This is a genomic window from Mucilaginibacter lappiensis (assembly GCF_900155965.1).
GTDB lineage: Bacteria > Bacteroidota > Bacteroidia > Sphingobacteriales > Sphingobacteriaceae > Mucilaginibacter > Mucilaginibacter lappiensis.
This window is the reverse complement of the sequence record NZ_FTMG01000009.1, coordinates 79,407-94,746: the sequence shown is the minus strand read 5'-3', so window position 1 is coordinate 94,746 and position 15,340 is coordinate 79,407. Positions and strand designations below refer to the sequence as shown.

At 41.7% G+C, this 15,340-nt stretch carries 13 protein-coding genes; 8 read left to right on the top strand and 5 right to left on the bottom strand.

What is annotated here, in order from left to right; translation table 11 throughout:
* The first annotated feature begins 96 nt into the window (after nucleotides 1–96).
* Nucleotides 97–1,104: an EndoS/ChiA family endoglycosidase gene (locus BW976_RS17320; protein ID WP_139332329.1), complete on the top strand. Its 1,008-nt coding sequence runs from the start codon at nucleotides 97–99 to the stop codon at nucleotides 1,102–1,104.
* 171 nt (nucleotides 1,105–1,275) lie between these two features.
* Here BW976_RS17320 and BW976_RS17315 read toward each other — a convergent pair whose 3' ends face one another.
* The 5 genes from BW976_RS17315 to BW976_RS17295 form a co-directional block, all read right to left on the bottom strand.
* Complete coding sequence (locus BW976_RS17315) at nucleotides 1,276–2,466, bottom strand: phosphoglycerate kinase (protein WP_076374962.1); 1,191 nt, start codon at nucleotides 2,464–2,466, stop codon at nucleotides 1,276–1,278.
* Between the two features lie 101 nt (nucleotides 2,467–2,567).
* Nucleotides 2,568–3,002 (bottom strand): GNAT family N-acetyltransferase, encoded by a 435-nt coding sequence (locus BW976_RS17310; protein ID WP_076374725.1) that lies wholly within the window; start codon nucleotides 3,000–3,002, stop codon nucleotides 2,568–2,570.
* Nucleotides 3,003–3,143: 141 nt separating this feature from the next.
* Nucleotides 3,144–4,148 (bottom strand): type I glyceraldehyde-3-phosphate dehydrogenase, encoded by a 1,005-nt coding sequence (gene gap, locus BW976_RS17305; protein WP_076374723.1) that lies wholly within the window; start codon nucleotides 4,146–4,148, stop codon nucleotides 3,144–3,146.
* Nucleotides 4,149–4,273: 125 nt separating this feature from the next.
* On the bottom strand, nucleotides 4,274–5,377 hold the full coding sequence (locus tag BW976_RS17300; RefSeq protein ID WP_076374721.1) for an MraY family glycosyltransferase: 1,104 nt from the start codon (nucleotides 5,375–5,377) through the stop codon (nucleotides 4,274–4,276).
* Nucleotides 5,378–5,477: 100 nt separating this feature from the next.
* On the bottom strand, nucleotides 5,478–6,257 hold the full coding sequence (locus BW976_RS17295) for a glycosyltransferase family 2 protein (RefSeq protein ID WP_245834726.1): 780 nt from the start codon (nucleotides 6,255–6,257) through the stop codon (nucleotides 5,478–5,480).
* A gap of 138 nt (nucleotides 6,258–6,395) precedes the next feature.
* On the opposite strand from BW976_RS17295, the gene BW976_RS17290 reads away from it, so the two are divergent.
* The 7 genes from BW976_RS17290 (at nucleotide 6,396) to BW976_RS29810 (ending at nucleotide 15,333) form a co-directional block, all read left to right on the top strand.
* Nucleotides 6,396–7,109: a polysaccharide biosynthesis/export family protein gene (locus BW976_RS17290; protein ID WP_076374717.1), complete on the top strand. Its 714-nt coding sequence runs from the start codon at nucleotides 6,396–6,398 to the stop codon at nucleotides 7,107–7,109.
* Nucleotides 7,109–9,529: a GumC family protein gene (locus BW976_RS17285; RefSeq protein WP_076374715.1), complete on the top strand. Its 2,421-nt coding sequence runs from the start codon at nucleotides 7,109–7,111 to the stop codon at nucleotides 9,527–9,529. The genes BW976_RS17290 and BW976_RS17285 overlap by 1 nt, the downstream gene beginning before the upstream one ends.
* Before the next feature lie 17 nt (nucleotides 9,530–9,546).
* Nucleotides 9,547–10,062, top strand: coding sequence for a UpxY family transcription antiterminator (locus BW976_RS17280; protein ID WP_076374713.1), 516 nt, complete (start codon nucleotides 9,547–9,549; stop codon nucleotides 10,060–10,062).
* A gap of 237 nt (nucleotides 10,063–10,299) precedes the next feature.
* On the top strand, nucleotides 10,300–12,087 hold the full coding sequence (gene asnB, locus BW976_RS17275; RefSeq protein ID WP_076374711.1) for an asparagine synthase (glutamine-hydrolyzing): 1,788 nt from the start codon (nucleotides 10,300–10,302) through the stop codon (nucleotides 12,085–12,087).
* Complete coding sequence (locus BW976_RS17270) at nucleotides 12,080–13,201, top strand: glycosyltransferase family 4 protein (protein WP_076374709.1); 1,122 nt, start codon at nucleotides 12,080–12,082, stop codon at nucleotides 13,199–13,201. Before asnB ends, BW976_RS17270 begins: the two co-directional genes overlap by 8 nt.
* 2 nt (nucleotides 13,202–13,203) lie before the next feature.
* Nucleotides 13,204–14,061: an ABC transporter permease gene (locus tag BW976_RS17265; RefSeq protein WP_076374707.1), complete on the top strand. Its 858-nt coding sequence runs from the start codon at nucleotides 13,204–13,206 to the stop codon at nucleotides 14,059–14,061.
* Entirely contained in the window at nucleotides 14,062–15,333 is a 1,272-nt protein-coding gene (locus BW976_RS29810; protein ID WP_084192242.1) for an ABC transporter ATP-binding protein, read from the top strand.
* Nucleotides 15,334–15,340: the final 7 nt, after the last annotated feature.

Genomic DNA, 15,340 nt, shown 5'->3' with positions numbered 1-15,340 from the left:
ATAAGGGCCCTTCTCCGGAAGGGTTCCTATGCAACCTCCTTGTTATTTATTTCAGAAACAATTTCATCAAACATAAACCCTCTAAAATCCCCCATTATGAAAAAAAACACATCTTCATTAAAAGCCGGTCTTTTGCTGATTGGTCTTTCTGCTTTGTTCACAACCCAGGCTTGTAAAAAGAACTCTGGAAACACTGTCTCAAAATCACTAACTACAGGTGCATCTAAAAATGGGCTTACAACCATGGCTTCAAATGCCGACCTGATTGCTTATAAAGCCACCAAGCATGAAATTAGCGCAGGCTTTTACCGTGTACAGGGCCCTTGCTATGGTCCTGGTGTAAATGGCTCTAACTTTTCATTGGTACCCGATAGTCTCGACGTACTTATCCTTTTTTGTTTTGACAAAACATCGCCTATTGCCGGCAGCGTACCGGCATGGGTGAGCTCGTTACATGCCAAAGGCACCAAAGTAATTGTCACAGGCAACCTGAATATTCCGTCGGGCGTACCGCATAACACCGCTGGGTACCAGACAACTGCTAAAATGATCATGGATAGTGTGGTTAACAAATACGGTTTGGATGGTTATGATATTGATGTGGAAAGCAATCCATCGGGTAGTACGCTAACTGATATGACTGGCGTTTACACTGCACTTTCGGCTTACCTGGGGCCAAAATCGGGCACCGGCAAACTGCTTACCTTTGATACCAACCAAACCGGTACCAACAGCCTTTTCAGAAAAGTGTATACCATGATCGACTTTGTGTGGTTACAGGCTTATGGCAGAGGCTCATCCACCTTACAAGGCACATGGAACACGTTTAAATCTTACATTACCTCAACTCAGTTTGTACCCGGGTTTTCATTTTATGAAGAAAACGGCTACCCAAGCAATTACTGGGATGATGTTACTTACCCGGAGAATGGTACAGGTCGTGCTTATGATTATGCCCGCTGGGAGCCAACTTCAGGCAAAAAAGGTGGCACCTTTGGTTATGCTATTGACCGTGATGCGCCGCTAACCTCTATGCATGACAACACACTCCGTGTTCCTGATTACAAGGTAACCAAGGATCTGATCAAGATCATGAACCCATAAGTGAGTAATAATTCCCCAAAAGGGATGTCACCCTGAGCCTGTCGAAGGGTAGAGTGCAGAGGTCTGCACACCATGCTTCGACGGAGCTCAGCATGGCAGCCCGCAAACCCTACAAAAAACAAAAGCTCCCCTAAAAATCGGGGAGCTTTTGTTTTTATAAAAGATATTCGATTACTCGTTTATGGCTTTTACACCCGGTAATTCTTTACCTTCCATGTATTCCAGCAAAGCGCCGCCGCCGGTTGATACATAGCTCACCTCATGGGTCAGATTAAATTTGGCAACCGCAGCAGCTGAGTCGCCACCACCTATTAGCGAGAAAGCACCGTTTTCGGTTGCTTTAACTACCGCTTCGGCAATAGCTTTGGTGCCTACTAAAAATGATTCCATTTCAAAAACACCCATCGGGCCGTTCCATAAAATAGTTTTTGATTCCTCAACCACTTTGCTGAATATAGCAACGGTTTCCGGACCGATATCCAGGCCCATCCAGTTGTCAGGAATTTCGCCGGTTTTAGCAACGCTGGTTTTGGCATCATTAGCAAAAGCATCAGCAATAACGTTATCAACCGGTAAATAAAGGTTCACACCTTTATCTTTAGCTTTTTGTTTTAGGCTGATGGCCAGGTCCAATTTATCGGCTTCAACCAGTGATGTACCGATATTGCCGCCCTCTGCTTTAGCAAAGGTATAAGCCATACCACCACCAATGATCAGGTTATCCACCTTATCCAGCAATTTTTCGATTAATTCGATCTTATCAGAAACCTTGGAACCACCCATGATAGCGGTGAAAGGTTTAGCAGCGCCATTCAATATCTTTTCGGCATTGTTTAATTCGGCAGCCATCAGGTAACCAAAATATTTGGCATCAGGGAAAAACTGTGCGATTACTGCTGTAGAAGCATGAGCACGGTGAGCGGTCCCAAAGGCATCGTTCACATAGATATCGCCCAATTTGGAAAGCTTTTCGGCAAAAGCCACATCGCCTTTTTCTTCTTCTTTATAAAAACGCAGGTTCTCTAATAAAAGCACCTCGCCTTTTCCTAATTTTTGTGATTTTTCAAGAGCATCAGCGCCAATACAGTCGTCAGCAAATTGTACCTGCTGACCCAGCAGATCAGATAAATGCGAAACAACATGTTTCAGGGAATCCTTTTCATTCGGACCATCTTTTGGTCGACCCAGGTGCGACATCAGGATAACCTTACCGCCATCTTTTAAAATCTTTTTTATAGTTGGCAAAGCAGCCGTCATCCTGTTATCATCAGTAATGTTGTAATCCTTATCCAAAGGCACATTAAAATCAACCCTGATCAGGGCTCTTTTGCCTGCAAAACTTATTTGATCTACTGTTTTCATATTAATTATATGGGTCATTTACTGTAAGGCGCGCAAATTCAACATTTTATTCTTAATTCTTAACGAAAAAGTAAAAAAGGTGTTTGAAAATGGCTCAAACTTCATGCTATTTTAACATACATCACATAATGTGGCCCAATTCCAGGCACTTCAAACTCCGGCGAAATGATCTCGAAACCAGCATTATGATAAAACGGCACTGCCTTTTTACGCGCGTTGCACCAAACGTAATTAGTCTTTCGCCCGCGCAGGTAAACCAGGGCAAAATTTACCAGTTGGTTGCCAAGTCCTTTACCCTGATATTTTTCGGTAGTGGCCATGCCCCGCAGCTGGTAGGCCTTACCAGCGAAACCTTCATAATTTTGGGGATGAAACGATGCTATACAAGCCAGTTCATCATCCTGGTAATAGCCTAAATGAAAAGCACCCTCTATTTTATCCGTCGGAAAAATGCACTCTTCTAAGGTGAGTTTGCCTTCACGCAGCACTTCGTTGCGGATAGGCAATAAGTCCTCTACAGTTATAAATTTGATCATAATTTCATATAAGAGTCAAGATATTAGAGTCAAGAATCAAGAAAAAAAGGCAAATCATTTATTGTTGGCATGCATAACATTTTCTAATTTGTTAGTTAGCAATTTTCTTGATTCTTGGCTCTTGATTCTAATGTCTTGACTCTAACTTCTTGGTTCTAAATTAGCTATTTCCTCCACCAGATCGGCCAGGCGACTGCTGTAGCCCATTTCGTTATCGTACCAGCCAACCACTTTCACCAGTCCCCCTACAATGGAGGTGAGCTGCGCGTCAAAAATACAGCTGTGCGGATTATCCAGTATATCGGTTGATACAATGGGATCTTCGGTATACTCCAGTACATTTTTCATAGGCCCATCGGCGGCCTGTTTAAATGCCCGGTTAATTTCTTCAATAGTGGGTTGCTTTTTAAGGCTGCAGGTAAAATCTGTTAAGGAACCATTAAGTACCGGTACGCGAATACCAGCCCCACCCAAACGGCCTTCGAGATGCGGAAATATAGCGGTGATAGCTTTGGCAGCACCTGTACTAGTAGGTATAATAGAAGCCGAAGCCGCCCTTGCCCGGCGCAGGTCTTTATGCGGAGCATCATGCAGGTTTTGATCGCCGGTCATGGAGTGAACGGTAGTGATGTAGCCATCAATAATTCCCCAGTTCTCATCCAGTATCTTCACCATAGCCGCCACATTATTGGTGGTGCATGAAGCGTTAGATAACACGGGTGAATGCAGATCGACCAGGCCATCATTTACCCCCAATACAACAGTTGGTACATTTTTATCAGTGGATGGGGCCGAAATAATCACCTGCTTGGCACCAGCGGCTAAATGCAATTCGGCACCTTGCCTGGAAGTAAATTTCCCGGTTGATTCTATCACCAGGTCAATATCCAGTTTACCCCAGGGTAGTGCCTGTGGATCGCGCTCGGCCAATACTTTTATTTGGTGCCCATTGATGTAAAGGTTGCTGGCATCATGCTCAACCGTGCCTTTAAAGCCGCGGTGAACGGAATCATATTTAAATAAGTGGGCTAGTGTTTGCGTATCCGTAAGGTCATTGATAGCTACCACCTCAATACCGGGTTTAGCTAAAACATTTCTTAAAAAAATGCGACCTATACGGCCAAATCCATTTATAGCGATCTTCATTCTCTCTGTTTTAAAAACAGGTCAAAGTTAGTAATTAAGTCGTTGGGACATTGAGTTATTGGGTCATTTTAATTACATAATGGCCCAATGACTACAAAGTAAATAACTTAATGCCTTAATGAATTTTACACAAATAAGTTTCGTAAAGCTACCTGTTCACGTTCTTTGGAGCGGATGCAGAAAGTAACCATCCAGTTAAAAATAATGGGGATTAATAAGATCGCCGAAATCAAAAAAGTATTGCTCAGGTCGCTGAAAAGCAACACAAAACCAATGGCGCCGAGATTCATACCTGCCAGGCATAGTGTAGCCTGCAAATGGGTAAGCCCCAGCTTCAGCATCCGGTGATGCATATGGTTGCGGTCGGCATCAAATGGCGATACCCCTTTTAATATCCGGAGTGTGAACACCCGCAAGGTATCAAAAACAGGCCCTATCAGTACGGCTACCGTAAGCGCAGGCGCTGTAAACAGATGCGGTACATCCGATATACTGATTTTACTGATCTCTGTATATTTAATAGCCATCACTGCCGATACCAAACCGATCAGTAAAGCTCCTGTATCGCCCATAAATATTTTAGCCGGGGTAATGTTATAGCGTAAAAAACCAGCTACTGCCCCTATCATAGCCAGGCAAATAGCGGCCAGTTCATACTGTTTTACCGACATAAACATCAAAGCCAGCGTGCCGTTAACAATCAGTCCGGTGGTGGCGGCCAGGCCATCTATTCCATCTATCAGATTAAAGGAATTTACGATCAGCATGATGAGCAGGATAGAAAATATAGCACTGGGCACATAGGGCAAATTAAAAATACCGAATATGCCATACATACTGGTGATCCGGATATCGCCCAGCAATACCAGGATGGCTGCCACAATAAACTGGATGAGGAATTTGGTACTGGAGTTTACGCCCGAAAGATCATCCTTTAAACCCATGGCAAATAAAATAATGCAGGCTATCAGTAAATAACTGATGGGCAGGGCCTTGTCTATAATACTAAATAAAAGGGTGGTAATAATAAAGCTTACAAATATAGCTACACCACCCAAGCGTGGTATGCCGTGGTCATGCTGCTTGCGGAAATGCCCCACATCATCATATAAATGACGCGCACGTGCCACATGTAAAATGGACGGTATGGCTAACCAGGTTATAAGGGTCGATATTACAAGTATTAAAACCTGATATCCAAAGTTGTTAGGATGCAATAGTTCTATCATGTAATGCTTTTATAATGTTAGCGGGGGCTATCTTATAAAAACAGGTTATAATTATTTATACTCCTTATACGAGTATAAATAATTTAAGTTCAAGTAGAATTTAAAGAAATTGAACTATTTTTCGGAGCGGCTTTAAAGCCAGTGTTAGTACGGGAAACGGAATTTTATTTTGACGCATAGCCAGCAAATCAAATTGCCAGGCCTTTACCCTGTTCTTTAAATTTTTGCTGCTGATGCCACCGGCACTCATGTTAACCATTACCATTTTTAAATGATAACTCCTGATTTGATGCCGGTACATTAACCGGAGCATCAATTCATAATCAGCTGCCGATCCATGATCAAGACTGTAAAAACCAAATTGGTCAAATAAGCTGCGCCTGCAATAAAAAGTGGGATGCGGTGGCATAAATCCCAGCTTAAAGGAGTTGTGATTACATTTACCGGAGCGCCACTTACGGATAACCTGCTGGCGTTGATCAACAATATCCAGATCGCCGTACAATGCTTCTACATCGTGCTGCGTAAATACACCGGCTATTGAATGTAAAACACGCTCATCGGCAAAATGATCATCGGCATTTAACATACCCACTATATCGCCGGTAGCCAGCCGGATACCTTTATTCATAGCATCGTATATGCCCTTATCCGGTTCCGAAACTAAAATCTGGATATACTCCCGATATTCATTAATAATCTGAAGCGTATGGTCTGTGGAGCCGCCGTCAATAATAATATACTCCAGGTTGGGGTAGTTTTGGCTGATAACAGATTGGATACATTGTTTGATGGTATCCTGAGCATTATAAACTACTGTAACCAGGGAGAGCTTCAAAACGTACAAGTTGGAAAAGAATACAAATATATATACCCGCAAATTATGTATTTTTGAAATCAATCCCTAATTATATAGTTATTTAGCCTTCTACTCTTTTCTATGCGCATTTGTACCTTTACTCTTTTATTTCTTGGGATAATCTTTGTTTTAGCTTCTTGTTCCAGCAAACAATACCAAGTGCTTTTTGAACAAAAAACAGCCGCTCCGGACAGCAGTTCAGCACAAAAGGCCGCTGTAACCATGGCTGCTTATCGCATAAAACCTCAGGATATACTACAGATCAGGAACTTACAAAACGTAAAGTATATAGTTGACGAAGCTCCTGTAAGCAACAGCACCACTTCGGGCGGGAGCAATGGTGCAACTACAGGCCAAACTTTCCAGGTTGATGATGATGGTACCGTAGCCCTGCCGGTTATTGGCCATGTAGCTGTAGCGGGGCTTACCCGGGCCGAAGCTGCGAAGGTTATAGAAGGCCTTTACCGTAAAAGTTTGCTCAAAGATCCCATCATCGAGCTAAAAATTGTAAACCTGAAGGTTACATTATTGGGCGAAATTAAAGGACAAGGAAATTATCCGCTAACCAAAGACAGGACTACCCTGGTGGAAATGATTGGCGCGGCCGGTGGCCTTACAGACAAAGCCAATGAAACCAACATCCAAATTATAAGGGGCGATCAGGCCAATCCACAGGTAGCAGTCATCAATCTGCGGAATATTCAATCCATCAATGATCCGCGCGCTGTTCTTCAAAATGGAGATATTATTTATATTGCCCAAAACAAACGTGCTGTACGGAATGATAACCTGCAAAACATATCAGTGATCAGTCAACCGGTGTTGCTTTTGTTGAATACGGCCTTAATTATTTTCACGCTTTCCCATCGCTAATGGAAGAAACAGAAAAAATTCAGCGAAAACTGCCCAACCAGGAGATTGACTATTTTAAGATCGGCAAAATATTATTGAGCCGCTGGTATTGGATAGCTGCTTCCGTGGGTATATCTGTGCTTATTTCTTATACATACCTGTGGTATACCCCAAAAACGTATTCATCCGCAGGCACATTAAAAATTGAAGAAAAGAAAACGGAAATATCAGATCTGGTAACTGTGATGGCCGTTCCCGAACGCGGGCCATCAAAAATACAAAGTATCACCTCCGTACTGCAAAGCCGTAACCTTATCCTGAGCGCTATAAAAGACCTGGATTACAGGGTAAGCTTTTATATCATGGGGCGGGTACGCACTTCTGAAGTCTACCCTTCAAAACCATTGAATATTGAACTGATCAGGTTTGATAGTTTGAATTTTTACCATGATCAAATAGGCTTTAAAGCCCTTAATAACAAATCATTTGAGCTTTCCTACAAAATTGCCGGTAAAGAAACTCAAAACACGTTTAACTACGATACTCCTGTAAATATAGGCCCTACCAGCTTCACTATAAAATACCCGGGGATGCTGAGCAAAAACACCGTTTATCTATTTAAATTCAATATTCCTGAAGATTATATAGACCGTGTAAAAGCTGGCTTGGCCACAGGCGAAACATCAAAAAACTCCAATATTATCGGCCTGCAGGAAATTGACTCTAACCCTCAGTTTGCCGCCGATATTATCAATAGTATCATGAATGAGTATGTTGCTTTTGATCGCAATCAAAAAGCACAATCAGCTTCGCAAATGATTGACTTTATTGATAGTCAATTGGCTTTTTTGTCAACAGAAGTTAAAGGTTCGGAAAATTCCATTGAAAAATACAAGCAAAAATCAAAGATCCTGGATGTAAGTTCGGCTTCAACCACATCAGTTACTAAAGCAGCCGAAATTGAATCAAACAAATCATTATTAAAAATACAGCTGATGGCCATTGATCAGCTCAAAGATCAAATCACCAGGGAAAAAGATAACGTTAATTTAAATTTTACCACCGCAGGCGCTGATAATCATTTATTGCAGGCCATGGTCGAAAAACTGGATGTCCTGATACAGGAACGGAACGCATTATTAAAAACTTATAATAATGACTCACAACCTATCCGTGATATCAATCAGCAGGTATTGCAAATAAAACTGAATGCCCTTAATAATATCAAAGTTTTACGTTCGGGGATTGAGAAAAACATTGCCTTTTTAGATAGCCAGCTGTCGCAGGTTAATCAAACCATCATGACATTGCCGGCCGCTCAGCGCGACCTGGTGAGCCTTCAACGGGATTTTGAGATCAACGATAAAGTTTATTCATTTTTATCAGAAAAAAAGCTGGAGGCGCAAATAAGCAGGGCGGGTATATTGCCGGGGGCTACCATTATTGAACCCGCACAGCCTAATTTTAACCCGGTATCGCCAGATGAGCATAATATACACCGCTCAGCCATTATCATGGGTTTAGTTATCGGTTTGGGTCTTATTATTATTGTCAGGATCATGAATCCCTACATTTATGATAAAGAAACTATCGAAAGCCTTACCTCTATACCAATACTGGGCATCATCCGCAAATTTCCTGAGCCTATTGATGAAAATAACGGGCAAATTCTGGCGCTCGTTAAGCCCAAATCTATATTTGCAGAATCGGTGCGTTCTGTACGCACCAATTTAAGCTTCCTGGCATCTGACAAAAAAAGCAAGGTTATCTGTATCACGTCAGAAGTGGCCGGTGAAGGAAAATCATTTGTCGCAGTTAACTTATCAAGTACACTTTCACTTATCGATAAAAAAGTTATTCTTATTGGGGCCGATCTTCGCCGTTCCAGGATACATAAAATATTTAATGTAGCTAACCACATAGGGCTAAGCAACTACCTGGCACACCAAAGCGAACTGGATGATATCATTTTTCATTCGGAGCAGGAAAATCTTGATTTTATAATTTCTGGCCCGGTACCACCCAACCCCTCCGAACTGCTGCATAGCGAGCGGATGAATACTTTAATAACCCAGTTAAAAACCAGATACGATATTGTGATGATTGATACCGCTCCTATAGGCCTGGTGTCTGATGCTATCCCACTTATCCGGATGAGTGATATCAATGTTTTTGTGATACGATCAGGGAGGTCAAAGTTTTATGCGGCTACTGTACCACAGCGCGTAGCGCAGGAATATCAGCTTAATAACACGGTAATAGTGCTGAATGCGTTTGAGGAAGAACCTCTGCACTCCAGGTACTATACCACCAAATTTACCGGTGATAGTTCGGGCGTGCACTATTACTATTATGCCGATTACAGCGGTTATGAAGATTCGGGTTATTATTTGGATGATAACAAAGCCAAATGGTGGGATATCAGAAGATGGTTTAAATAAGTATACTTTCAAATACAATGGACCTGCTAACAAGTGAGGCAAAAAACAAATGGTATCCGGTTTATACCCATGCGCGGGCCGAAAAAAAAGCATACGAAGCGCTAATCAATAAAGGAATTTTAGCCTACCTGCCGCTACACCGGCAACTTAAACAATGGAGCGATCGTAAAAAGTGGGTCGAGGAGCCCTTTATCAAATCATACCTATTTGTTAACATCGCCGAACATGCGCAGACAGAGGTGCTAATGACTAAGGGCATATCCCGTTTTTTATATTTTTCGGGCAAACCGGCCACCATGCCCGACCGCCAGATCAACGAACTAAAGTTATTAATGACAAGTTCACTTGATCTGGAAATTACAGAAGAAAATCTGCAGCCCGGAGAAAAGATCATTATAAAAGCGGGCCCCTTGAAAGGGCTTACAGGCGAGGTGATTATATACCGGTCGCAAAAGCAATTGATATTAAGGCTTGAAAGTATAGGGCGCTCCATTATTGTACATGTTGCAGCCTCCTATATTGAGCGCTTTTAATCAGGATATTATTTTTAACATTAAAGAAAATACAACGAATCAAGAGTCAAGAAATTAGAAACAAGAAAGAATAGTAAAAAGCCGTACCTGAATATTTTTTGTTGTGGCATTATCGCATATTTAGTTATTTTCTTGCTTCTTAATTCTTAGCTCTTGACTCTTATAAATAACTGTAAAATAATAAGTTACAAAATACAACTGTAACTTACGGGGCGAAGCTGTGAAGATATACCAACCATGTGCCGGATAGCAGGAATAATTGATAAAAGCTTGCCGCCTGCTGAGATACATCAAAAAGTAAAGGCCATGTGCCAGGTATTACAGCATGGCGGCCCAGACGATGAGGGCCTGTTTTTTGACGAAAGAAATCATATAGGGTTTGGGCACCGTCGTTTATCCATCATTGACCTAAGCAGCAACGGGCACCAGCCCATGGCCGATGCCGGGCAAAAGGCATGGATAACTTTTAACGGCGAGCTTTATAATTACCAGGAGTTAAAAACAGAGCTGTTAACCCTGGGTGCACAATTCAAATCGGCAACCGATACCGAGGTGATCTTATTAGCATATCTGCAATGGGGAACTGCTGCCTTCGCCAAATTCCGTGGGATGTTTGCTTTTGCTTTGTATGATACTGCTAAGCATCTCGTTTACCTGGTTCGTGATAGCGCGGGTATCAAACCCATATATTACTACACACAGCATGGGGCTTTAAGCTTTACCTCAGAAATAAGGGCTTTTACCGCTGCAGGTATCGTTACAGAAAAAGACCCCAACTGGCCGGTAAGATTTTTAGCCTTTGGCCACATTCCAGAGCCCTACACTACTTTAAAAAATGTTTTTAGTTTACCGAAGGGGCATTTTTTACGCTGGGATATTACCTCATCTGCCTACACCGTCAATTCGTATCATGAAACACCGGCGCAGGAACAAATTACCGATGTAAACGAGGCCCGCTTGTTGATCAAAGACGCGCTCATAAAAAGCGTGAACCGGCAACTGATGGCCGACGCTACCATTGGTGTATTTTTAAGCGGAGGTATTGATTCCAGTTTGCTCACCTTATTGGCCAACCTCAAAAAAGAACAACAGCTAAAAACGGTATCCATTTATTTTAATGAGCAAAATTATAATGAGCAAAACTACCAGCGTGTAATTTTAAATAAGCTACAGGGTCAAAGCTTTTCGCACCTGGTACAACAACATGATTTTGATACTTTTTTACCTCAGATAATTGCCGCCATGGATATGCCAACTACCGATGGCATCAATAGCTGGTTTATTAGTAAATACGCTCATGAAGATGGTTTAAAAGCAGTACTATCGGGTATTGGTGCAGATGAACTTTTTGGTGGGTATCCATCTTTCAGGCGGATAAAGTATTTGAGGTATCTCCGAAAAATTAATCCGTTATTGTTTTCGGCTATTGCCGGATTTTTACCTGATCAGTATAAAAAATTGACTTTTTTAGCTAACGACCATTATTTAGCCGATTACCTTTTGCTAAGAGGCTTCTTCTCTCCCATCGAGATAGCTAAATTTCTGGATGCCGACAGTAAACAGGTCATGGAGATACTTTTTGACACCAGCCATGCCTCCGGTCCAAGCAGTTACAATGAAGAACATGCATCCTGGCTCGAAACCAATTTATACATGCAGAATCAGTTACTCAGGGATACCGATGTGATGAGCATGAATCATGGGCTGGAAGTTAGGGTCCCTTTTTTAGATGAGGACTTTACAAGCATCGTAAATTGTATTGCTCCATCCATCCGGTTTGACAGCAATCCACCTAAAAAACTATTGATTGACAGCTTCGGAGACCTGCTGCCGCCGCAAATATGGGACCGGCCCAAAATGGGTTTTTCCTTTCCGCTGCAACAATGGATGGCTGCCCATCCCGAAATAAGTAACAGTGAATTTTACAAAGGGCAAGCGGCCCAGGCAGTGATTAAAAAATTTAAACACCAAGGCATACACTGGTCAAAAGCGTTTGCACTTTATCAGATACAAGGTCATGTCTAAAAAAGTACTCCTGCTTACTTTGCAAACGTTTAGCACCACCGGTGGCATCCAAAAAATGACCCGCACCTTAGGCTATACCTTAAACCAAATAGCGAAGAACAATAACTGGGATTTTGAATTATGGTCGGCTTATGATCATGCAGGCGATCTGATGCCGGAGTATCTGCCATCCTCAAATTTTAAAGGATTTGGTATCAATAAATTAAGCTTTGCTTTAAAAGTTCTTTGTAAAAAGTTCTCTTTTCAGGATGTTGTCATATTGAGCCATATCAACCTGGCTGTAATTGGGTTTATCATCAAGATCATTAACCCTAAATGCCAGGTTTGGTTAGTAGCTCATGGCATTGAGGTATGGAGACCTTTTTCGTTCATCCAAAAACGTTTTCTGAAAAACTGCGACAGAATAATTTGTGTAAGCAATTACACCAAACAACAAATGCTCAACTGGCACCATGTTGATAAAGACATTTGTATTGTGCTGAATAATACTATCGATCCTTTGATGCAATTACCTGCCACCTTTTCAAGGCCAACAAATTTGCTTGATCGTTACCAACTTAACAATAGCTATCCGGTTGTATTTACGTTAACCCGTATGGCTTCTACAGAAAAATACAAAGGTCACGAGTTGGTAATCGAAGCCATAGGAAAATTGAAAAACAAATTCCCCCACATTAAATATATATTGTCTGGAAAATACGATGAACTGGAAGATGTAAGGATCAATAAATTAATAGCCAATCATGACGTGAGCGATCAAATCATCTTAACCGGTTTTATTGATGAAGCCGAATTGACCGATCATTTTTTGCTGGCCGATCTGTTTGTTTTACCAAGCAAAAAAGAAGGCTTCGGCATTGTATTTATTGAAGCTTTGGCTTGTGGCTTACCTGTTATTTGTGGTAATGCCGACGGAAGCATTGATGCTATCCGTAACGGTGAATTAGGCAAATCTGTTAACACAGATAATGCTGCCGAATTATATAACTGCATTAATGAATCGTTAGCACAACCGCTAACAACCACTGACCGGGAGCAACTACAAAAACACAGTTTACGCTACTTCAATCAAGCAGATTACGCGCATAAACTTGAGGAACTATTAACCGAATAAGCATGTTGGAAAACGAAGACTGGGATATTGAAATAACCGCGCAAAACAACATTCTCGACCTAAAGCTTAAGGATGTATGGCATTACCGCGATCTGTTATTGTTATTGGTAAGGCGCGATTTTGTTTCATTTTATAAGCAGACCATACTGGGCCCCATCTGGTTTTTTATTCAGCCGGCTATCACCATTTTGTTTTATACCCTGGTTTTTGGCAACCTGGCCGGTATACCCGTTGATGGCCTGCCAAAGCCTTTGTTTTATTTGGCAGGAACCATTGTATGGAATTATTTTGCTGAGTGTCTTACCAAAACATCTACCGTTTTCAGGGATAACGCGGCACTGTTAGGGAAAGTTTATTTCCCAAGGTTAATTATGCCACTGAGCATCGTACTATCCAACCTGATCAGATTTGGGGTACAGTTTTTATTGTTTATGATTCTTTACGTGTTTTACCTGTTTAAGGGAACCGTTATTGTTCCAAATGCTTTTTTATTGCTATTGCCTGTGCTCATCATCATGATAGCGGCTTTGGGTTTGGGCCTTGGGATGATCATATCAGCAGTAACAACCAAATACCGGGATCTGGCCTTTATCGTATCGTTCGGGGTACCATTGTTAATGTATACTACAACAGTAATTTTCCCCCTATCGGTAGCCGAGGCCCGGTATCCGGCTTATAGCTGGCTGGTAAAATTCAATCCGATAACGGCTATCATTGAAACTTTCAGATATGGGTTTTTAGGTCGAGGCAGTTTTAGCTGGGAACTGATAGGTTATAGTTTCATCACTACTATCATAATCCTGTTAATAGGTACTATTATATTTAACAGGGTTGAAAAAACTTTTGTAGATACCGTATAAATGAGCACTGCAATTAAAGTTGAAAATTTGTCAAAAGCCTACCAACTGGGCGATTTTGGTACCGGCACCATCTCCCGCGATCTGGAACGTTACTGGGCCAGGATGCGCGGTAAAGAAGATCCTTTTTTAAAAATTGGTGAAACCAATGATCGCACAACCAAAGGCGAAAGTGATGTGGTTTGGAGTTTACGCGATATTAATTTTGATATTGAACAAGGTGATGCCGTGGGCATTATTGGTCGCAATGGCGCGGGCAAAAGCACCTTGCTTAAAATATTAAGCCGGGTTACTTCGCCTACTACCGGCTCGGTAAAGGTAAAAGGGCGTATAGCCAGTTTACTGGAAGTAGGTACCGGTTTTCATCCGGAATTAACCGGGAAGGAAAATATATATTTAAACGGCGCTATCCTGGGGATGCGCAAAGCCGAGATCAAACGAAAGTTTGATGAGATCGTAGATTTTTCAGGTGTAGAGCGCTACATAGATACACCGGTAAAAAGATATTCATCGGGCATGTACGTACGCCTGGCATTTGCGGTGGCTGCCCACCTGGAATCAGAAATATTGATAGTAGACGAAGTATTAGCCGTGGGGGATGCAGAGTTCCAAAAAAAATGCCTGGGCAAAATGGGCGACGTAAGCCGGGGAGAAGGCAAAACTGTTTTATTTGTGAGCCATAATTTGGGCGCCGTACAGAAGCTATGCAATAAGGGAATTTTATTGAATAACGGGCAAGTTACGTTTAACGGATCTTGTAAAGATGCGGTATACAATTACAGCCAAAACGGCGTTAAAACAGATGCGAATTTTTTGGATAGAATAACTTACTCTTCTGATAATTTAAAAATAACCAATATACTTTTTAACAATAGCAGCATCAATGATATTGTTTTGAATTCGGAAAATAACTTTTCATTTGAAATAAAAGTTGAGCTATCGTTAAAAACCGATATGCCCTTAGATATCGAATGCCGCTTTTTAGATAGGGATTTAAACCGGGTTGCTTTTTTTAGTCCCGGGCATCACGATGGGGTCACCGTTCAAAATAAAGGAGAAATATCATTGTCTTACAAAATAACTTTTCCCCATAATCTGAATAAGATCAACATGGATATGAACCTGTATTTTACCCACCCGGATGTGGAAATATATGCATCCTGCGAAAACGCATTAAGCATCGAATATACCGGATATGGCATGGCCAGCGGCCATGTCTTTGAATATGAAAAAGGGGTTGGGATGATCTTCCTTCCAACCGACAAGAGTCAATAATTGACCT

Coding starts and splice junctions, on each gene's coding strand:
- BW976_RS17265 (WP_076374707.1), top strand. CDS start 13,204: ATGTTGGAAAACGAAGACTGGGATATTGAAATAACCGCGCAAAACAAC.
- BW976_RS17320 (WP_139332329.1), top strand. CDS start 97: ATGAAAAAAAACACATCTTCATTAAAAGCCGGTCTTTTGCTGATTGGT.
- BW976_RS17310 (WP_076374725.1), bottom strand. CDS start 3,002: ATGATCAAATTTATAACTGTAGAGGACTTATTGCCTATCCGCAACGAA.
- BW976_RS17285 (WP_076374715.1), top strand. CDS start 7,109: ATGGAAGAAACAGAAAAAATTCAGCGAAAACTGCCCAACCAGGAGATT.
- BW976_RS17300 (WP_076374721.1), bottom strand. CDS start 5,377: ATGATAGAACTATTGCATCCTAACAACTTTGGATATCAGGTTTTAATA.
- asnB (WP_076374711.1), top strand. CDS start 10,300: ATGTGCCGGATAGCAGGAATAATTGATAAAAGCTTGCCGCCTGCTGAG.
- BW976_RS17315 (WP_076374962.1), bottom strand. CDS start 2,466: ATGAAAACAGTAGATCAAATAAGTTTTGCAGGCAAAAGAGCCCTGATC.
- BW976_RS17270 (WP_076374709.1), top strand. CDS start 12,080: ATGTCTAAAAAAGTACTCCTGCTTACTTTGCAAACGTTTAGCACCACC.
- BW976_RS29810 (WP_084192242.1), top strand. CDS start 14,062: ATGAGCACTGCAATTAAAGTTGAAAATTTGTCAAAAGCCTACCAACTG.
- BW976_RS17280 (WP_076374713.1), top strand. CDS start 9,547: ATGGACCTGCTAACAAGTGAGGCAAAAAACAAATGGTATCCGGTTTAT.
- gap (WP_076374723.1), bottom strand. CDS start 4,148: ATGAAGATCGCTATAAATGGATTTGGCCGTATAGGTCGCATTTTTTTA.